Source organism: Pseudomonas alcaligenes, assembly GCF_041729615.1.
Classification (GTDB): Bacteria; Pseudomonadota; Gammaproteobacteria; order Pseudomonadales; family Pseudomonadaceae; genus Aquipseudomonas; species Aquipseudomonas alcaligenes_B.
Genome location: NZ_CP154874.1, coordinates 3,398,072 through 3,416,540 on the forward strand (window position 1 = coordinate 3,398,072; position 18,469 = coordinate 3,416,540).

The window sequence follows — 18,469 nt, forward strand, 5'->3', positions numbered from 1 at the left end:
AGACGGAGGGGGCCGGGGAGGCCCCAGGCGAAGACTTAGATCTTGCCGACCAGGTCCAGCGACGGAGCCAGGGTCTTCTCGCCTTCCTTCCACTTGGCCGGGCAAACCTGGCCCGGGTTGGCGGCGGTGTACTGGGCGGCCTTCAGCTTGCGCAGGGTCTCGGAGACGTCGCGAGCGATTTCGTTGGAGTGGATTTCCAGGGTCTTGATCACGCCTTCCGGGTTGATCACGAAGGTGCCACGCAGGGCCAGGCCTTCTTCGGCGATGTGCACGCCGAAAGCGTTGGTCAGCTGGTGGGTCGGGTCACCGATCAGCGGGAACTTGGCCTTGCCCACGGCCGGGGAGGTTTCGTGCCAGACCTTGTGGGAGAAGTGGGTGTCGGTGGTGACGATGTACACCTCGGCACCGGCCTTCTGGAACTCGGCGTAGTTGTTGGCGGCGTCTTCGATCTCGGTCGGGCAGTTGAAGGTGAAGGCGGCCGGCATGAAGATCAGCACGGACCACTTGCCCTTCAGGCTCTGCTCGGTGACTTCGATGAACTCGCCGTTGTGGAAAGCGGTGGCCTTGAACGGCTGAACCTGGGTGTTGATCAGGGACATGAGAGAACTCCTGTTGGGGGTTGGAAACTTGATGCTGCGCATACTAACCGCATCGGCTGTAATCGCTAAATTGAATGAAGGCATGGACACGATTGGTTTGGTCTATGTGCATGCTTATAAATAGTGGCAGCGATCTATGACAGTCAGCCGGCGATCTGCAGCTGCGGGTGGCGCAAGCGGTATTGCTCGAAGATGAACTGGCGGATGCGCTCGGCATGCTCGCGGTGCTGCAGGCTCAGGTGATAGGCCGCCCGCCGCGGGCCGGCCAGGCGAATGCGCCGGCCCTGGATCGGCAGGCTGTCGCGGCCCGGCAGCGGCAACCAGAGCTTGAACCGCTGCGGCGGCTCGCCGCTGTCGCTGCCGAGCAGCAGGCTGGCGGGAGCCAGCTCCAGCACCCGCAGGTCGCTGGCATGGCCACGCTCGTCGCGCAGCGACAAGGGCTCCGTCAGCACCAGGCGCCAGGGGCGGCGCACCAGGCCTTCCTCGAAGATGCTCGGCGCGCCCATCTCCAGCTGCAGGCCGTGCAGTTCATCCTCCACCAGTTGCAGGGGAAACGTCATGCGGTAGTGGCCCAGCTGCGCGTCCAGGCTGAGCCGGGCGTGCAGGCCGAGGCGGGCGAGCAGGGCGTTGGCCTGGGGGCCGCCGTCGACCTTGAAGGCCGGGATCGGCAGGGCCGTGCCGATCAGCTGGCTGTTGAACACCTGGCGGATGTAGTCCAGCTCTTCGCTGGACAGGGTGGAATGCTCGGACATGGGCCCTCCACGGGCAGGGCATGCATGATCACGAGCAAGGCGCGGGCCTACTGGGTGGCCTGCGCCTTCAGCGCCGTGATCTCGTCCTTGAGACGCGCCACCTCGGCTTCGAGTTCCCGCACCCGCTGCTTGGCCTCGACTTCCTCGCTGACGTCCTTCTGGATGCCGATGTAGTAGGTCAGCTGGTCACCCTCGTTGAACACGGGCGTGATCGACAGCTCGTTCCAGAAGGCGCTGCCGTCGCGGCGGTAGTTGCGGATGATCTGCCGGCACGGGCGCTGTTCGCGGATGGCCTGGCGGATGGCGTTCAACCCGGCCTGGTCGCGTTCGCTGCCCTGCAGGAAGCGGCAGTCCTGGTAGAGAATGTCGTCGCTGGCGTAGCCGGTCAGGCGCTCGAAGGCGGCGTTGGCATAGATCAGGATGTTGTCGTCACCTTCCTGTTCGGCCACCACTATGCCGTCGTTGGACGCGTCTACCACCAGTTGCAGAAGCTTGGCATTGATCATGTGCGGGTTCCCCATCCGTATGGGCTGCATTCTATGGCATCCCGGCGGGCTGTCCACTTGCGGCATAATGCGCACCGGTTTTCAGTGTGTTGCGGAGTGATTCATGAAAGTTGCCATCCTCTCCGGTTCGGTCTACGGCGCCGCCGAAGACGTTGCCCGCCGTGCCGTCGACGTGCTCGAACGCGCCGGCCTGCAGGCCTGGCACAAGCCGGGCGTGGCCCTCGACGAGCTGCTGGCCTTCGCCCCCGAGGCGGTGCTGGTGGTGACCTCGACCACCGGCATGGGCGAGTTGCCGGGCAATATCCAGAACCTCTACTACGCCCTGCGCGACCGCTTCCCGGCCTGGAGCGGCCTGCCCTGCGCGGTGCTCGCCCTGGGCGATTCCAGCTACGACGTGTTCTGCGGTGGCGGCGAGCAGATGCGCGAGCTGCTGCTCGAACTGGGCATGCGCGAGGTGCTGCCGATGCTGCGCCTGGACGCCAGCGAGACGGTGACCCCGGAAGACGACGCCATGCCCTGGCTGGCCGAGCTGGCTAAGGCGCTCAAGGCCTGATGGTTCCGCGCGCCGTCGAGCTGGTCCGCGAGCTGCAGCTGGCCGCCCACCCCGAGGGCGGCTACTACCGCCGCCTGTTCGCCTCGGCCCAGGTGGATGCCGAGGGGCGCGGTGCCTGCAGCAGCATCCTGTTCCTCCTGCCGGGTGGCGCCGCCAGCCGCTGGCACCGGGTGGACGCCGACGAGCTGTGGTTCTTTCACGAAGGCGCGCCGCTGGAGTTGCTGGTCGGTGAGTCGCCCAGCGTGCTGCACGTCGAGCGCCTGGGGCCGGTGGCGCCCGGCCAGTTGCCGCAGCGTGCGGTGCCGGCCGGGGCCTGGCAGGCCGCGCGCAGCCTCGGTGACTTCACCCTGGTCAGTTGCAGCGTGGCGCCGGAATTCCGTTTCGAGGGTTTCCGCCTGCTCGCCGACGATCCGGCCGCCCAGGCCGGGTGGCCGCTGCTGCTCGAGCGGTATCCCGAGCTGTTATGACCCGCAGGGCCAGTGTGCTGGCCTGCAAGGCAACTGGTGAGGGCGGCGAGCCTCGCTAGACTCCTCGGCACAACAACAAGTGCCGAGGTGACTGCCGTGAACGCTCCGCTCAATCTTCCCAGCCTCAAGAATCAGGTGTCCGCCGCCGAATGGCAGACCCGCGTCGACCTGGCCGCCTGCTACCGGCTGATCGCCCTGTACGGCTGGGACGACCTGATCTTCACCCACATCTCGGCCAAGGTCCCGGGCACCGAGGACTTCCTGATCAACCCCTACGGCCTGATGTTCCACGAGATCACCGCCTCCAGCCTGGTGAAGGTCGACCTGGCCGGCAACAAGCTGATGGACGGCCCGTTCGACATCAACCCGGCCGGCTACACCATCCACAGCGCGGTGCACGAGGTGCGCCACGACGTCGGCTGCGTGCTGCACATCCACACCCCGGCCGGCATCGCCGTGTCGGCGCAGAAGCAGGGTCTGCTGCCGTTGTCGCAGCAGTCGCTGTTCGTCCTCGCCAGCCTGGCCTACCACGGCTACGAGGGCGTGGCCCTGAACCACGACGAGAAGGCCCGCCTGCAGGCCGATCTGGGCGACAAGAACTTCATGATCCTGCCCAACCACGGCCTGCTCACCGCCTTCGGCAGCATCGCCGACGCCTTCCTCGGCATGTTCACCCTGCAGCGCGCCTGCGAAATCCAGGTGATGGCGCAGAGCGGCGGCAGCGAGCTGATCCATATCCCGCAGCAGATCCTCGACGGCGCCCGGGCGATGATCGCCGGGGTGATGAAGAGTCCGCAGGGCATGGGCGGCTCGCTGCCCTGGCCGGCACTGCTGCGCAAGCTCGACGCGCAGATGCCGGGCTACGCCCAGTGAGCGGCCTGCCGGGCATCGCCCTGGCCGAGTGGCGGGCGCAGGGACGCGGCTTCAGCTTCAACGGCCAGGCCATCCGCTACTGGACGGCGGGGCAGGGCGAGCCGCTGCTGCTGATCCACGGCTTCCCCACCGCCAGCTGGGACTGGCATTACCTGTGGCAGCCGCTGGCCCAGCGCTACCGCGTGATCGCCTGCGACATGCTCGGCTTCGGCTATTCGGCCAAGCCGCGCTGCCATGCCTACAGCCTGCTGGAGCAGGCCGACCTGCAGCAGGCGCTGCTGGCCCATCTCGACGTGCGCGAGCCGGTGCATGTGCTGGCACACGACTACGGTGACAGCGTGGCCCAGGAACTGCTGGCGCGGCACCAGGAGGGGCGCATCCAGCTGGCCAGCTGCGTGTTCCTCAACGGCGGCCTGTTTCCCGAAACCCATTACCCGGTGCTGATGCAGAAGCTGTTGCTCGGTCCATTGGGCCCGCTGCTCGGCCGGCTGTTCTCGCGCGCCACCCTGGCGAAGAACTTCGCCAAGGTGTTCGGCCCGCAGACGCAGCCCAGCGAGGCCGAGCTGGACGCCTTCTGGGAGCTGATCGCGTACAACGACGGGCCCAAGGTGATGCACCGGCTGATCCGCTACATCCTCGATCGCCGGGCCAACCGCGAGCGCTGGGTGGCGGCCATGCAGGAGACGGCCGTGCCCATGAGGGTCATCGACGGCGCCGTCGATCCGATCTCCGGGGCGCACATGGTCGAGCGCTATCGTGAGCTGATCGAGAGTCCGGACACGGTTTTGCTGCCGGCCATAGGCCACTATCCGCAGACCGAGGCACCCGCAGAGGTGCTCGACCACTATCTGCAATTCCGTGACCGGCTGGAGGCCAACACATGCAGCGACGCACTCTGTTGAAAGGTGCCGCCCTGGGCGGCGTGGCGGCTCTGGGCACCGGCTTCTGGGCCCTGCCCAGCGGCGCCGCGCCGGCCGCCGTCAGCCTGGACGGCGCGCGCAGCGTGCTGGCAGGCCTGCAGGGCAAGGCCCTGGCCAGCATCCAGGGCTGGACCCCGGTCGAGGTGTTCAACCACTGCGCGCAGAGCATCGAGTACTCCATGGACGGCTACCCCGAACTGAAGCCGGCCTGGTTCCGCCACAGCGTCGGCCCGGCCGCCTTTGCCGTGTTCAGCGCCCGCGGCGCCATGCGCCACCCGCTGACCGAGGCCATACCCGGCGCCGCGCCGCTGGCCGAGCCGGCCGGCCAGGAAGCCGCGCTGCAGCGCCTGCAGGCCGCCTTCGCGCGTTTCGCCGCGCATACCGGCGAGCTCAAGCCGCACTTCGCCTATGGCGCCCTCAGCCATGAGGAATACGCCGCGGCTCATGTGTTGCACCTGTACAACCACCTGAGCCTGATCCGCCCCGCCTGATCGGTTGCCGCCCGCATGGCGGCCATCCCCCGGCCTTATCGGGCGATATTCAGTCTGCTCGCGGTTCATTGCCCGGGCCGCTTCGCTGCGGGACACTCCGGGCTTTCGCCGACTGCCCAGAGGAGCCTTTTATGAGCGACGCCATCCGTTTCGAAAACCAGGTCGTGATTGTCACCGGCGCCGGCGGTGGCCTCGGTCGCGCCCACGCGCTGCTGTTCGCCAAGCATGGCGCCAAGGTGGTGGTCAACGACCTGGGTGGCAGCACCCACGGCGAGGGCGCCAACGCCTCGGCGGCGGACAAGGTGGTGGCCGAGATCAAGGCCTTCGGTGGCGAGGCGGTGGCCAACCATGATTCGGTGACCGACGGCGGCCAGATCGTGCAGTGCGCGCTGGACAGCTTCGGCCGCATCGATGTGGTGGTGAACAACGCCGGCATCCTGCGCGACAAGTCCTTCCACAAGATGGAAGACACCGACTGGGACCTGGTTTACAAGGTCCACGTCGAGGGCGCCTACAAGGTGACCCGCGCCGCCTGGGAGCACCTGCGCGAGCAGCAGTACGGCCGCGTCATCTTCACCGCCTCCACCTCCGGCATCTACGGCAACTTCGGCCAGTCCAACTACGGCATGGCCAAGCTCGGTCTGTACGGCCTGACCCGCACCCTGGCCATCGAGGGGCGCAAGAACAACGTGCTGGTCAACGCCATCGCCCCCACCGGCGGCACCCGCATGACCGAGGGCCTGATCCCGCCGCAGGTGTTCGAGCAGCTCAAGCCGGAGCTGGTCAGCCCGCTGGTGGTGTACCTGGGCAGCCGTGCCTGCCAGGACACTTCCGGTCTCTACGAGGTCGGCGGCGGCTGGGTCGGCAAGGTGCGCTGGGAGCGCAGCCTGGGCGCCGGCTTCGACCCCAAGGCCGGCTTCAGCCCGGAAGACGTGGCGGCCAGCTGGAAGCAGATCGGCGACTTCGCCGGCGCCGTGCACCCGGATGACAACGTCACCGCGCTGCGCGAGATGATGGCCAACCTGCAGAAATACGCGGGCTGACCCCAGCCTTGAAGCAGAGGCACAAAGGCCGGCAGCGATGCCGGCCTTTGTGTTTGCGGGCAGTTGGGAACCGCCAGGCCCTGCTAGCAGGGTGACGATGCGCAGGCCGGATTGCCCCGGGATGGCCTGCGCATCGTTCTAGCGGGCCTGCAGCTTGAAGTTGTCGTCCGAGGGCTCCTTGGTATAGGCGCCTTGATCCTGTACCAACTTCTGGGTGCCATTCATCAGGGTGGTGATGCGGCTGTCCGAGGTCTTGGCGGATGCAGCCTGGTTGGTGGTGCCGGTAATCAGCGGCGGGTTGAAGCTGAACGACCAGAGGTAGTGCCAGACGGCGGCATTGTGCTTCTCGACCTGTTGCGTGGCGAGGAAATACCAGGGCTTGAGTTCGGTGAAGGCGGTCATGTTCATCAGTCCCTTGTTCTCGTCGCCGACGAAAAGGGTGCTGGTGACCGACGAACTGCGATAGGCCTCGAAAATCACGCCCTTGCTTTTCAGTTCGCTGACGTAGCTGCGGCTGACCGCGCCGGTCCACTGGTTGCCCAGCCAGCTCTTGGCATAGTTCGAATAGAAGGGATCGAGCAGGGCGACGCGCTTGGGCAGCAGTTTGCTGTTCATGGTGCCGGCACTGATGGCGTCACTGATCTTCTTGGTCAGGACGATGGCCATCTGGTTGCCCAGCGAGTGCCCGAGGATGCGGATGTTGCTGCCGGTGTAGCCGGCCATGTTGGCCTTGTAGCTGTTGAACAGCAGGTCGCCGGCCGACTGGCTCGGTCCGGCGCTGTAGCTGCCGCTGCTGTTGCGCCAGCGCATGCCGCGTGGGCCATTGGCCGTCCAGATCTTGGCTTCCGCGTCGGTGACTTCGTTCTCATCGGCGAACTGGTTCCAGTACAGCACGCCGACGTTGTAGCCGGCATTCAGCCAGGCGGCGGCCAGGTCCAGGCTGGGACCGCCGGCTCCTTCGCGGTTGAAGGTTTCGCGATCCTTGCGAATGCTCGAAGTGTTCTGCCAGCCATGGATGTAGATCACCGTGGGCTTGCTGGCGCCGAAGTAGGCGTTGCTCTGGCCGGGCACGGCCTTCTGCCAGGTGTCGCCATAGCCGAACCAGTACAGGCCGTAGTCGAGGTTGTTGAAGGTGGAGTCGGGGAAAACGCCGGGGGCGGCGTGGACGAGCGAGGAAAAGCACAGCAGGCAAAGCATGAGCAGCTTGCGCATGGTGAACGTCCCTTATGTTGTTGTTGTGTGGGGCGCGTCCGATTAGGCAGCGAGTCGTCGCGGCTGTCAATGCAGTGCCGGGCTGTGCTCCTGGCGTGCCAGCTGGTCGAGGCGTTGGGTGAGGTGCAGGCGCTCACGCTCGTCCTCGCATAGCAGCAGGGCGCGCTCGAGGTCAAAGCGCTCGGCCTGGGGGCAGTCCAGTTCGCGGTAGATGGCGGCGCGCAGCTGGTGGTCGGCGCTGTTCGGCGGAGCCAGCAGGAGGATGCGCTCGGCATCCTTCAGCGCGGCCACATGCTCGCCGGCGGCGCCGTGCAGGTGGCACAGGTTGCGCGACAGGCGCAGCAGCAGGGCAGGGCCGTCGCAGGTCTGGAAGTGCCGGGCATTGAGCTCGGCACCGGGGCCGGCGATGCGGCTGAGCAGGTCGCGGCAGTCGCGGGTATAGAGGCGCCGGCCGTTGCACGGGTCGAGCAGGTGATCGGCGCCGGGAACCCGCAGCAGCAGATGGCCGGGGAAATTCACCGCCTGCAGCGGGATGTCCAGGCGCCGGGCCAGTTCCAGGGCGATCAGCGCCAGCGACAGCGGCTGCCCCCGGCGGCGCTGCAGCACCTGATGCAGCAGGGCGGCGCGGGGGCGCAGGGGCAGGTCGTCGTCCTCGTGGAAGTCCAGCTCGCCGAGGCGGCGCAGCAGCGGCTGGGCGAGGTCGCTGGCGGCCAGGTTGGGCAGGCCGGCGGACACCTGCTGGCGCAGGTTGGCGAACTCGCGCAGGACCTGCTCCGGCTGCAACGTCGGGTCGTGTTCGCGAGCGATCCACAGGGCCGCCTCCAGCAGGGCGGGCGGGTCGGACTCCAGGCAGTGCAGCCAGGCGGGGCGGGCGGGCATGCAGTTCTCCGGTGACGAGACACAGTCCACCCGACTATTAACCGGGCGCCCCCGGTTCGTCCAGCCGTCTCAGGCGTATACGCGCTGGCCGCGGTACATGCGCACCGAGTGGCCCCGCGGCGCCTCGTCGAGCGCCGGCGCGGTGGTGGCCGCCTGCGGCAGCTCGTGGCCCCGGTACTGGCGCGTCGGCTGGGCCGCGGCAGACTGGCGCGCCGGGCTGTGGAAGTCGCTCAGTTCGGCGAGGCGGATGCCGAGGTTGCGGGTTTCCTGGTCGCCGGAGCGCAGGCAGGCCAGCAGCATGGCCTCGACGGCGTCCGGCTGGCTCAGACGGATGTCCACGGACAGTTCTTCGCGCAGACGGCGGCGCAGCGCTTGCATGCAATCGAGAACGGCTTTGTTCAGTTCCATGTCGACTCCCCAGGCTTTCGATGCTCCGGCACCCGGCGTGGCCGGGCTTCCCCGGGTAGGGCTCTGCAAGTGGCGTACCACTGCGCCGGGGCGGCGAACTGTGCGGCTCTTCACAGGTCCATGCTGGCGGGGACGCACGGCGCTGGTGCAGGTCGCACTCGTCTGGCGCCCCGCTGAAGGTCGGCCGGCATGACGGTATACTGCGCGCCCGGCTTCATCTTTCCTGCATTTTCCCGAAGGTTTCTATGCGTAACGACGCTCACGACGAGCTGGAGCATGTGCCCAGCCTGACCACCGATCCGCGCGATCGCGACGACTTCCAGGTCGGCCACGCTGCAGCGCCGCAGCGCAGCGCACCCACCTATCCGCAGGTGGAACGCCGCCGCGGCTTCGGTACCGGCCCGCTGTGGGCCCTGACCGGCGCCCTGTTGATCGCCCTGGGCGGCCTGAGCTGGTGGAGCTACCAGCAGATCGCGCAGATGCAGGCGCAGCTGGTGGTGACCCAGGAGACCTTCGCCCGGCTCAGCGAGGATGCTGCCGGGCGCATCCAGGACATTTCCGGCAAGGTGGTGGCCACCGAGTCCAGCGTCACCAGCGACAGCGAGGCGCTCAAGCTGCGCATCAAGCAGCTGGAGACCCGACTGGCCGAACTGGCCAAGGCGCAGCAGAACGTCGCCGGCCAGCAGAGCGGGCAGGGCAAGCGCCTCGACCAGCTGGCCGCCGAGCTGAAGAGCCAGCAGAGCAGTACCGCGCAGTTCGACGGCCGGCTGGACAAGCTGGCCAGCGAGCAGAAGGCCGGTCTGGCCGGGGTCGGCCAGCTGCAGGAGCAGCTCAAGGGCCAGGCCGCGAGCCTGGAGGCGCTGAAGAAGCAGGGCGATCCAAGCCAGGCCATCCGCAACCTGGAGCAGGACCTGCTGGTGCTGCGCAGCGAGCTGGATAGTCGCGCGGCGCAGAACAGCACCGCCGAGTTCGACGCCTTCCGCGCCCAGGTGACCCGCAACATCAACACCCTCACCGCTCAGGTGCAGAACCTGCAGCAGCAGCTCAACGCGCGTCCCTGAATCGCCAGGCGCACTCGGCCTCGCGCAGGGTGCGCTGGCTGACCCGCACGAACTGGCCGATGGCCTGCACCAGCAGGCCGCTGGCATCCAGGGTCAGCTCGCAGGGCGCATGGCCTTCCGCCTCGCACAGGTAGACGGCATGGCTGGCCTGGCGGTGCAGGCACTGGTAGCGCTGCTGGCGGGCCTCCACGCGCAGGCTGAGCAGGTCGACATGGGCCACGCAGAAGCGCTCGCTGTCGCCGACGGCCAGCGGGCTGCGCTGCAGCAGCGGGGTGTGGGGGAAAGGCGAGGCGGAGAGCATGACCTGCTGGCACTCGCCGAGGTCTTCGCGCAGCTGGTCGCCCAGATGCCAGCGGCCGCGGATGTCGCGGCGCAGTTCGAGGCTGCGCTGGCCGTGGTTGTCGGCCTTCAGCCAGAGGCGGCGGAAGCGCCAGCGCTCGTCGTACTTGAGCAGGTAGGCGGCGGCGATGCTGTTGCCGCGCGTGCTCTGGATCAGGTGGCTGCTGGCGCTGATGCCATCGCCGGCGCTGGCCAGGCCGAGATGCTCGACGCCGTGGCCGTCCCACGGCTTCCACACCAGACTCTGTTGCATCCTTGCGCTCTCCACACGCCAGCCTCCGTGCCGGCGTTTCCATGGCGCCCAGTCTAGGCGGCTGGCGTGCGCCTGTCTGTCAGCCAAAGCCGACAGTCGAGCAACTTCTTGCGCAGTCAGGCCTTGCGCGTGAGCGGCGCCTGGTCGAAGTGCACGCCGGCCAGGCCGGTGTTCTGCAGGGCGCGGATATTGGCGTGGTCGTTGCCGTCGGGGCTGGCCAGCACGGCGCGGTAGTGCTCGCCGAAGGCGCGCAGGGCTTCCTCCAGGCTGAAGCCTTCGAGCAGGGCCAGGCCGAGGGTCTTGCAGGAGCCTTCGTTCTGTCCGGCGGCGTTTGTCACGCTGCCGTTGCAGAAGGCGCTGGGCCGGTAGTCGTAGTGCTCGGCGACGAAGGCCAGGGTCTCGGCGAACTGGAACTGCTCGCCATGCAGGCGGGCGCGGAAGTCTTGCAGGGTCATCAGGATTTTCCTTTGGCGAAGGCGGCCTGCTGCTCGGCGCTGGCTTCCTTCTGGTGCTTGGCCTTCCACTCGGCATAGGGCATGCCGTAGATCTCTTCGCGCGCCTGGTCCGGGCTGACGTCCAGGCCGAGGTCGTCGGCGGCGGCCTTGTACCACTTGGCCAGGCAGTTGCGGCAGAAGCCGGCCAGGTTCATCAGCTCGATGTTCTGCACATCGGGGCGCGAGCGCAGGTGCTGGACCAGGCTGCGGAAGGCGGCGGCTTCCAGTTCGAGGCGTTCTTGATCGGTCATGGCGGACTCCCGGACTTCAGGGTGCGCAGATGATAGAAGCGCGCTGGCCCAGCGGCAATGCCCGTGGCAGAGCGCGGGCCGGCGTCTCAGCGGTGGCCGGACAGGGTGATCGAGACCGACTCGGCGAAGCGCAGGGCGTGCAGCTTGTCCACCTCCACCTCGGCGTAGCGCACGTCGGGGTTGGCCATCACCAGGTCGAGGATCTCCTGGGTCATGCGTTCGAGCAGGGCGAAGCGGTTTTCCTCGACGTGGCGGATCACCGCCTTGGTAATGGTGCGGTAGTTCAGCGCGTGGTCGATGTCGTTGTCGCGCACCGCCTCGGCGGCCGGGTAGAGGATGGTCAGGTTGATCAGCACGTCCTGCTTGTTGTTGATTTCTTCTTCCTTGATGCCGATATAGGTGCGCAGGCGCAGGTCCTTGACGCGGATGCGCGCCATCCCGGGTTCCAGTCGCGGCATTACTTGCTCCGTCCGATCAGTTGCAGGAATTCGTGGCGAGTGTTGCAGGACTCGCGGAAGGCGCCAAGCATCACCGAGCTGCTCATCACCGAATTCTGCTTCTCCACGCCGCGCATCATCATGCACATGTGCTTGGCCTCGATGACCACGGCCACGCCGGCGGCGTTGGTGACCTGCTGGATGGCATCGGCGATCTGCTTGGTCAGGTTCTCCTGGATCTGCAGGCGGCGGGCATACATGTCGACGATGCGCGCCACCTTGGACAGACCCAGTACCTTGCCGGTGGGGATGTAGGCGACATGGGCCTTGCCGATGAAGGGCAGCAGGTGGTGCTCGCACAGCGAGTACAGCTCGATGTCCTTGACGATCACCATCTCGTCGTTGTCCGAGGCGAACAGTGCGCCGTTGACGATTTCCTCCAGCGACTGCTGGTAGCCGTGGCAGAGGTACTGCATGGCCTTGGCCGCGCGCTTGGGCGTGTCGAGCAGGCCTTCGCGCTCGGGGTTCTCGCCGAGGCCGAGAAGGATCTCGCGGTAGTGATGGGGCAGTTGAGTATTCATCGACTATTCCTCGCGGCGGCTCTCAGACGAGATGGCGGCCGCCATTGACGGTCAGCGTGGTACCGGTGACGTAGGGGTTGTCCAGCAGGTAGCGCAGGCTCTGGTAGATGACTTCGGCGCCGGGCTCGATGCCCAGTGCCGACTCGGCCAGGCGCTTGGCGCGGTATTCGGCGCTGTCTCCCGGATTGAACTGGATCAGCGCCGGGGCGATGCCGTTGACCTTGATGGCCGGAGCGAAGCGCGCGGCGAAGGACAGGGTCAGGCTGTCCAGGCCGGCCTTGCTGGCGCAGTAGGCCGGGCGTTTGGCGCTGCCGCTGCGGGTCACGTCATCGCCGATATGGATGATGTCGGCCGGCTTGCTGCGGCGCAGCAGCGCTTCGCAATGCAGGTTGATCAGGTAGGGCGCCAGCATGTGCACGCTGACCATGCGCTGGAACACCTCGGCCTCGTGGCCGGGGGCCTCGGCTTCCCAGTCGGAGGCGTTGTGCACGATGGCGCGCAGGCTGTCGGTGTGGCCCTTGAGTTGTTCGACGAAGGCCAGGATGCCGGCCTCGCTGGAAAAGTCCGCATGGATGGCGCAGGCGCCACGCTGGCGCAGGCGCTGCACGCCCTCGCGCTCGCTGCGGTAGGTGAAGATCAGCGGCTGGCCGTCATCGAGCAGGCGCTCGGCGCAATGCAGTCCGAGGCGCTGGCCGGCGCCGGTGATCAGGATGGGGGCGGTGGAACCGCTCATGGCTGCCTCGCAGATGGCGAACGGGGGGTGCGCATGCGAGCAAAGTTATACCAGGCGCATGCTTTGTACAACCATGCGCTGCGTGTGGAGATAGCTCTGGCGATTGGTGATTTTTCTAAGATTTTGAAAAATATAGATAAATGCTGATTGCGTGGTTCTGTCGCGCCTGTCTCGATCTGTACATGCTCTGGGTTCATGTACAAGTTCTGTAGAGTCGGGGGCGGCTGCGCGCTTGGCGCCGGCCGCCACCCGCCCGGCGCGGCTCAGCGGATTTCCACGGTCCGCTCGCCATCGCTGCGGGTGCGGCCCTGCAGCCAGGGCTCCAGCAGGCGGGTGGACAGCGGAATGAACCAGTAGGTCATCAGCGGGGTGAGGGCCAGGGTGCTGAGCAGCACCCGCAGGACCAGCGGCAGTTCGGCCAGCCAGGTGCCGAACAGCAGGTTGAAGGCCAGCGAGACCGGGAAGAAGGCCAGCCAGATGGCCACGCTCTGCTTCCAGCGCGGCGGCCGGCGCAAGGCGTTGCCGAACCAGGCGTCGAGGCCGCTGACCCGGTGCTCGTGCGGCTGGGCGAACAGGCCGCTGCCGCGTTGCAGCCAGGCACGGCGCGAGGCGGAGTGTTCCCAGGCGGCGAGGGTGGTCCGATCGGCGAAGCGGAAGACGATCTGGAATTCGTCGTCGTCGGGCGGCGGGGCCAGCACGCCGGAGCCGAGGTAGCCGGGAAAGTCGGCGGCGAGTTGCTGGCCCTCGTGCAGCCAGGTGCGGAAATCCTGCAGGCAGGCGCGTGGCACACGGCGTGCCACCAGCATGGTGACCGGTTCGGTAGACATCGTGTATCTCCAGAGCGACAGGCGCGGGCCCGGGTAGGGCGTTGCGCGGTATGCGCCGCCGGGGTGGTGGCGGGCGTGCAGAGAGTATTCCTCCTGCTCCGTGCCGGCCAGAGCTGCCGTGTGCGGCGGGCGGCTATTCGTCGGGTCGTGCGGATTTCAGACTGCGGCCCTGGCTGGGGTACACTCGGCGCAACACCACTCGGCACCCCCCTGGCCATGACCGAACTCGCCCCGTCCCCCGCCCACTCCGACTCCTTCAGGGAGCAGGAGCTGTTCCCCATCCGCGAAGTGTCGCGGGTCACCGGCGTCAACCCGGTCACCCTGCGGGCCTGGGAGCGGCGCTACGGCCTGATCCAGCCGACTCGTACCGACAGCGGGCATCGGCTCTATTCGGCGGCCGACATCGAGGCGGTGCGCAGCATCCTGGCCTGGATCGAGCGCGGTGTGTCGGTGAGCAAGGTCGGCAAGATCCTGGCGCGCAGCCAGGCCATCCGTACCCCGGCACCGGTCTATGTCGAGGTCGCCTCCAGCGAGTGGGGCGAATGGCAGGGGCGCATCCGCAGCGCCGTCGCCGCCTTCGATGCGCCGTTGCTGGAGCGCCTGTATGGCCAGGTGTTCTCCACCTATCCGCTGCTGGTGGTGTTCCAGGAAGTGTTCATGCCGCTGTGGCAGGAGCTCCTGTTGCGCCGCGACGAGCCCGGCCAGGTCAGCGAATGGCTGTTCCTCGATGCCTTCCTGCGCGCCCGCGCCCTGCAGCGTCTGCAACTGGGCGGCGGGCAGACGCGGGTGCTGCTGGCGGCGCTGCCCGGCCATTGCCGCGAGCTGGAGCTGCTGGTGGCCGGCCTGCTGCTGGGCAACGAGGACCTCGGCATCCAGGTGCTCGGTCCCGGCCAGCCTCTGGAGGAGCTGCCCCTGGTGTGCACCCGCGTGCGCCCGCAAGCCCTGGTGCTGTTCTCTAACCAGCCGCCGGCCGATGACCTTGGGCAGCAGCTGCGCCGCCTGGCCCTGGCCCTGGATTGCCCGCTGGCGCTGGCCGGCGACGCCGCCGACCTGGCCGAAGACGAGCTCGACGGTTCGCCCGTCGCCTGCTTGGGCAACGAAGGTCGCCTGATGCAACACCGCCTGCAGCAGTTCCTCGCCGGCCACCTGGATACCTGATCCCGCATGACCTGTGACTCCGCGGCCCGGCCGCGGAGCGTTTCGTCGTGCGCAAAAAAAGCTTGCACTGGGGATGGGTTTGGCTATACAAAAATTGTACACAGATTGTTTTTGTACATGTAGAGAGCAAACCATGCCTTCGTACCGTGCCCCCTTGCGTGACATGCAGTTCGTCTTCGATGAAGTTCTCGATGCCTACAGCCACCTGCAGGCCCTGCCGAGCCAGCGCGAGTTCGGTGCCGACCTCGGCAGCGCCATCCTCGACGAGGCGGCCAAGCTGGCGGAGAACGTGCTGGCCCCGGTCAATGGTCCCGGTGACAAGCAGGGCTGCCAGTACGACCCGGCGAGCAAGACGGTGAAGACCCCGGACGGTTTCAGGGCCGCTTACAAGCAGTTCGCCGAGGGCGGCTGGACCGCGCTGGCCTGTACCCCGGAATTCGGCGGCCAGGGCCTGCCGCATGTGCTGAACATGATGGTCGAGGAGATGGTCTGCTCGTCCAACCTGTCGCTGGGCATGTATCCGGGCCTGACCCACGGCGCGATCAACGCGCTGACCCAGCACGGTACCCGCGAGCAGCAGGAGCAGTACCTGCCCAGACTGATCAGCGGCGAGTGGACCGGCACCATGTGCCTGACCGAGCCGCAGTGCGGCACCGACCTGGGCCTGATCCGCACCCGCGCCGTGCCGCAGGCCGACGGCAGCTACGCCATCAGCGGCACCAAGATCTGGATCACCGGCGGCGAGCAGGACCTGGTCGACAACATCATCCACCTGGTGCTGGCCAAGCTGCCGGACGCGCCGGACAGCGTGAAGGGCATCTCGCTGTTCCTGGTGCCCAAGTTCCTCGAGGACGGCACGCGCAACCCGGCCTTCTGCGGCGGCCTTGAGCACAAGATGGGCATCAAGGGCTCGGCCACCTGCGTTATGAACTTCGAAGGCGCCAAGGGCTGGCTGATCGGCGAGCCGAACAAGGGCCTCAAGTGCATGTTCACCATGATGAACTCGGCGCGCCTGATGGTCGGCATGCAGGGCCTGGGCATCGCCGAGAGTGCCTACCAGATCAGCCTCGGCTTTGCTAAGGAGCGTCTGCAGAGCCGCTCGCTGTCCGGTCCCAAGGCCGCCGACAAGCCGGCCGACCCGATCCTGGTGCACCCGGACGTGCGGCGCATGCTGCTGCGGCAGAAAGTGATCATCGAAGGCTGCCGTGCGCTGGCCTATTTCACCGGCCTGCACCTGGACATTGCCCACGACCACGAGGATGCCGAAGTGCGCCAGCAGGCCGACGACCTGGTGCAGCTGCTGACCCCGGTGGTCAAGGCCTTCCTCACCGACGAGGGCTTCACCTGCGCCAACGAGGGCCTGCAGGTGTTGGGCGGCTCCGGCTTCACCGAGGACTGGGGCATCGAGCAGCTGGTGCGCGACTGCCGCATCACCCGCATCTACGAAGGTACCAACGGCATTCAGGCGTTGGATCTGGTCGGGCGCAAGCTGGCCCTGGGTGGCGGGCGTGCGGTGCGCGGCTTCTTCGCTCAGGTCGAAGGCTGGCTCAAGGCCAACCCCGAGGCGCCGCATGCGGCTGCGGTGGGCAAGGCGCTCAAGCAGCTGCAGCAGGCCACCCTGTGGATTGCCAGCGAAGGCATGAAGGACCCCGAGCAGGCCGGCGCCGCCTCGGTGCCCTACCTGCGCCTGTTTGCCCTGACCACCCTGGCCTGGCTGTGGTCGCGCATGGCCCTGGTGGCCCGCCATAAGCTGGAACAGGGCAGCAGCGAAACCGTCTTCTACGGCGCCAAGCTGAAGTCGGCCGATTTCTACATGGCCCGAGTACTGACCGAGACCGACAGCCTGCTGGCCGAAGTGCTGGCGGGCAAGGCGACCCTCATGGCCTTTGCCGAGGAGGAGTTCGCCGCCTGACGACTGCGCAACCCGGCAGCCATTCTCCCCCCTGTCCCTTTGGGCTGCCGGTTTTTTTATTTCTCGGCACGGTCACCTGCCCGGCCCGCCGATTGCGACCCGCTTCCCGGCGGGTCTTTTTTTGCCCAAGAAAAAGCCCGGCGCGGGCCGGGCTTTTCGCGAGGGCGGGGCGCTTACTTGACTTCCACCGCCAGGTTCTCGGCGATCTTCTTCTGCCAGATCGCCGGGCCGGTGATGTGCACCGACTCGCCCTTGGTGTCGACGGCCACGGTGACCGGCATGTCCTTGACCTCGAACTCGTAGATCGCCTCCATGCCCAGTTCCGGGAAGGCCAGCACCTTGGACTTCTTGATCGCCTGGGCCACCAGGTAGGCGGCGCCGCCGACGGCCATCAGGTACACGGCCTTGTTGTCGCGGATCGCGTCGATGGCGATCGGGCCGCGCTCGGACTTGCCGATCATGCCCAGCAGGCCGGTCTGCTCGAGAATCTGCCGGGTGAACTTGTCCATGCGCGTGGCGGTGGTCGGGCCGGCCGGGCCTACCACTTCGTCACGCACCGGATCGACCGGGCCGACGTAGTAGATGAAGCGACCCTTGAGGTCGACCGGCAGTGCTTCGCCCTTGTTGAGCATGTCGACCATGCGCTTGTGCGCGGCGTCGCGGCCGGTGAGCATCTTGCCGTTGAGCAGGATGGTCTCGCCCGGCTTCCAGCTCTGCACCTCTTCCGGAGTGATCTCGTCGAGGTTGACGCGGCGCGCGCTCGGGCCGGCTTCCCAGACGATTTCCGGGTAGGCGGAGAGGTCCGGCGCTTCCAGTTCGGCCGGGCCGGAGCCGTCGAGCACGAAGTGGGCGTGGCGGGTGGCGGCGCAGTTGGGGATCATGCACACCGGCAGCGAGGCGGCGTGGGTCGGGTAGTCCATGATCTTGACGTCGAGCACGGTGGTCAGGCCGCCCAGGCCCTGGGCACCGATGCCCAGCTGGTTGACCTTGTCGAACAGCTCCAGGCGCAGCTCCTCGATGCGGTTCTGCGGGCCGCGGGCCTTCAGCTCGTGGATGTCGATGTGCTCCATCAGCACTTCCTTGGCCATCACCGCGGCCTTCTCGGCGGTGCCGCCGATGCCGATGCCGAGCATGCCCGGCGGGCACCAGCCGGCGCCCATGGTCGGCACGGTCTTCAGTACCCAGTCGACGATGGAGTCGGACGGGTTGAGCATGGCCATCTTCGACTTGTTCTCGGAACCGCCGCCCTTGGCCGCGACGTCCACTTCCACCTTGTCGCCGGGGACGATCGAGTAGTGGATCACCGCCGGGGTGTTGTCCTTGGTGTTCTTGCGGCTACCTGCCGGGTCGGCCAGGATCGAGGCGCGCAGCACGTTCTCCGGCAGGTTGTAGGCGCGGCGCACGCCCTCGTTGATCATGTCGTCGACGCTCATGGTGGCGCCATCCCAGCGCACGTCCATGCCGACCTTGATGAACACGGTGACGATGCCGGTGTCCTGGCAGATCGGGCGGTGGCCGGTGGCACACATGCGCGAGTTGATCAGGATCTGCGCCATGGAGTCCTTGGCGGCCGGCGACTCTTCCTTCAGGTAGGCCTCGTGCATGGCCTGGATGAAGTCGACGGGGTGGTAATAGGAGATGAACTGCAGGGCGTCGGCGACGCTCTGGATCAGGTCGTCCTGCTTGATCACGGTCATTGGGGCGCTCCTCTATCAGGGAA

The 18,469-nt window shown here is 67.2% G+C and carries 23 protein-coding genes; 9 read left to right on the forward strand and 14 right to left on the reverse strand.

Annotated elements, in window-relative coordinates; translation table 11 throughout:
- Positions 1 to 35: 35 nt before the first annotated feature.
- From ahpC to AAG092_RS16365, 3 genes are all read right to left on the reverse strand, one after another.
- Positions 36 to 599, reverse strand: coding sequence for an alkyl hydroperoxide reductase subunit C (gene ahpC / locus AAG092_RS16355; RefSeq protein ID WP_110681591.1), 564 nt, complete (start codon positions 597 to 599; stop codon positions 36 to 38).
- Positions 600 to 742: 143 nt separating this feature from the next.
- Positions 743 to 1,351, reverse strand: a complete 609-nt coding sequence (locus AAG092_RS16360) for a PilZ domain-containing protein (protein ID WP_373387496.1) — start codon at positions 1,349 to 1,351, stop codon at positions 743 to 745.
- 47 nt (positions 1,352 to 1,398) lie between these two features.
- A complete protein-coding gene (locus tag AAG092_RS16365) occupies positions 1,399 to 1,857 on the reverse strand; it encodes a PAS domain-containing protein (RefSeq protein WP_110681593.1) in 459 nt (152 codons plus the stop codon).
- A 103-nt stretch (positions 1,858 to 1,960) separates the two neighbouring features.
- On the opposite strand from AAG092_RS16365, the gene AAG092_RS16370 reads away from it, so the two are divergent.
- From AAG092_RS16370 to AAG092_RS16395, 6 genes are all read left to right on the forward strand, one after another.
- On the forward strand, positions 1,961 to 2,410 hold the full coding sequence (locus AAG092_RS16370) for a flavodoxin (protein ID WP_110681594.1): 450 nt from the start codon (positions 1,961 to 1,963) through the stop codon (positions 2,408 to 2,410).
- A complete protein-coding gene (locus tag AAG092_RS16375) occupies positions 2,410 to 2,877 on the forward strand; it encodes a cupin domain-containing protein (protein WP_110681595.1) in 468 nt (155 codons plus the stop codon). Before AAG092_RS16370 ends, AAG092_RS16375 begins: the two co-directional genes overlap by 1 nt.
- Positions 2,878 to 2,973: 96 nt before the next feature.
- Entirely contained in the window at positions 2,974 to 3,750 is a 777-nt protein-coding gene (locus tag AAG092_RS16380; RefSeq protein ID WP_373387497.1) for a class II aldolase/adducin family protein, read from the forward strand.
- Positions 3,747 to 4,652 carry an alpha/beta fold hydrolase gene (locus AAG092_RS16385; protein WP_110681597.1) on the forward strand — a complete coding sequence of 302 codons (906 nt, stop codon included), beginning with the start codon at positions 3,747 to 3,749 and terminating at the stop codon, positions 4,650 to 4,652. The genes AAG092_RS16380 and AAG092_RS16385 overlap by 4 nt, the downstream gene beginning before the upstream one ends.
- Positions 4,631 to 5,161: a DUF1569 domain-containing protein gene (locus AAG092_RS16390; RefSeq protein ID WP_110681598.1), complete on the forward strand. Its 531-nt coding sequence runs from the start codon at positions 4,631 to 4,633 to the stop codon at positions 5,159 to 5,161. Before AAG092_RS16385 ends, AAG092_RS16390 begins: the two co-directional genes overlap by 22 nt.
- Before the next feature lie 131 nt (positions 5,162 to 5,292).
- Entirely contained in the window at positions 5,293 to 6,204 is a 912-nt protein-coding gene (locus AAG092_RS16395) for an SDR family oxidoreductase (RefSeq protein ID WP_373387498.1), read from the forward strand.
- 138 nt (positions 6,205 to 6,342) lie between these two features.
- Here AAG092_RS16395 and AAG092_RS16400 read toward each other — a convergent pair whose 3' ends face one another.
- The 3 genes from AAG092_RS16400 to AAG092_RS16410 form a co-directional block, all read right to left on the reverse strand.
- Positions 6,343 to 7,416, reverse strand: a complete 1,074-nt coding sequence (locus tag AAG092_RS16400) for a hypothetical protein (protein WP_110681600.1) — start codon at positions 7,414 to 7,416, stop codon at positions 6,343 to 6,345.
- A gap of 66 nt (positions 7,417 to 7,482) precedes the next feature.
- Entirely contained in the window at positions 7,483 to 8,295 is an 813-nt protein-coding gene (locus tag AAG092_RS16405) for a SirB1 family protein (RefSeq protein ID WP_373387499.1), read from the reverse strand.
- Between the two features lie 69 nt (positions 8,296 to 8,364).
- Positions 8,365 to 8,703, reverse strand: coding sequence for a hypothetical protein (locus AAG092_RS16410; protein ID WP_373387500.1), 339 nt, complete (start codon positions 8,701 to 8,703; stop codon positions 8,365 to 8,367).
- A 245-nt stretch (positions 8,704 to 8,948) separates the two neighbouring features.
- On the opposite strand from AAG092_RS16410, the gene AAG092_RS16415 reads away from it, so the two are divergent.
- On the forward strand, positions 8,949 to 9,764 hold the full coding sequence (locus tag AAG092_RS16415) for an ATPase (protein WP_373387501.1): 816 nt from the start codon (positions 8,949 to 8,951) through the stop codon (positions 9,762 to 9,764).
- Here AAG092_RS16415 and AAG092_RS16420 read toward each other — a convergent pair.
- The 7 genes from AAG092_RS16420 to AAG092_RS16450 all read right to left on the reverse strand — a co-directional run bounded on the left by AAG092_RS16420 (position 9,748) and on the right by AAG092_RS16450 (position 13,679).
- Positions 9,748 to 10,356, reverse strand: a complete 609-nt coding sequence (locus AAG092_RS16420; RefSeq protein ID WP_373387502.1) for a putative glycolipid-binding domain-containing protein — start codon at positions 10,354 to 10,356, stop codon at positions 9,748 to 9,750. The genes AAG092_RS16415 and AAG092_RS16420 overlap by 17 nt on opposite strands.
- 116 nt (positions 10,357 to 10,472) lie before the next feature.
- Positions 10,473 to 10,811: a HopJ type III effector protein gene (locus AAG092_RS16425; protein ID WP_373387503.1), complete on the reverse strand. Its 339-nt coding sequence runs from the start codon at positions 10,809 to 10,811 to the stop codon at positions 10,473 to 10,475.
- Complete coding sequence (locus tag AAG092_RS16430; RefSeq protein WP_110681605.1) at positions 10,811 to 11,101, reverse strand: DUF1244 domain-containing protein; 291 nt, start codon at positions 11,099 to 11,101, stop codon at positions 10,811 to 10,813. The genes AAG092_RS16425 and AAG092_RS16430 overlap by 1 nt, the downstream gene beginning before the upstream one ends.
- 86 nt (positions 11,102 to 11,187) lie before the next feature.
- Positions 11,188 to 11,559, reverse strand: coding sequence for a dihydroneopterin triphosphate 2'-epimerase (gene folX / locus AAG092_RS16435; RefSeq protein WP_110681606.1), 372 nt, complete (start codon positions 11,557 to 11,559; stop codon positions 11,188 to 11,190).
- Positions 11,559 to 12,119, reverse strand: coding sequence for a GTP cyclohydrolase I FolE (gene folE / locus AAG092_RS16440; RefSeq protein ID WP_110681607.1), 561 nt, complete (start codon positions 12,117 to 12,119; stop codon positions 11,559 to 11,561). The genes folX and folE overlap by 1 nt, the downstream gene beginning before the upstream one ends.
- A 22-nt stretch (positions 12,120 to 12,141) precedes the next feature.
- Complete coding sequence (folM, locus tag AAG092_RS16445) at positions 12,142 to 12,852, reverse strand: dihydromonapterin reductase (protein WP_373387504.1); 711 nt, start codon at positions 12,850 to 12,852, stop codon at positions 12,142 to 12,144.
- A 263-nt stretch (positions 12,853 to 13,115) separates the two neighbouring features.
- On the reverse strand, positions 13,116 to 13,679 hold the full coding sequence (locus AAG092_RS16450) for an antibiotic biosynthesis monooxygenase (RefSeq protein WP_373387505.1): 564 nt from the start codon (positions 13,677 to 13,679) through the stop codon (positions 13,116 to 13,118).
- A gap of 216 nt (positions 13,680 to 13,895) precedes the next feature.
- On the opposite strand from AAG092_RS16450, the gene AAG092_RS16455 reads away from it, so the two are divergent.
- The gene (locus tag AAG092_RS16455) at positions 13,896 to 14,837 is read left to right on the forward strand and encodes a MerR family transcriptional regulator (protein WP_110681610.1); all 942 of its coding nucleotides are present in this window, start codon (positions 13,896 to 13,898) and stop codon (positions 14,835 to 14,837) included.
- Between the two features lie 133 nt (positions 14,838 to 14,970).
- Positions 14,971 to 16,749, forward strand: a complete 1,779-nt coding sequence (locus AAG092_RS16460) for an acyl-CoA dehydrogenase C-terminal domain-containing protein (protein ID WP_373387507.1) — start codon at positions 14,971 to 14,973, stop codon at positions 16,747 to 16,749.
- 173 nt (positions 16,750 to 16,922) lie between these two features.
- On the opposite strand, the gene AAG092_RS16465 is transcribed toward AAG092_RS16460, so the two are convergent.
- Entirely contained in the window at positions 16,923 to 18,446 is a 1,524-nt protein-coding gene (locus tag AAG092_RS16465) for a fumarate hydratase (protein ID WP_373387508.1), read from the reverse strand.
- Positions 18,447 to 18,469 lie beyond the last annotated feature (23 nt).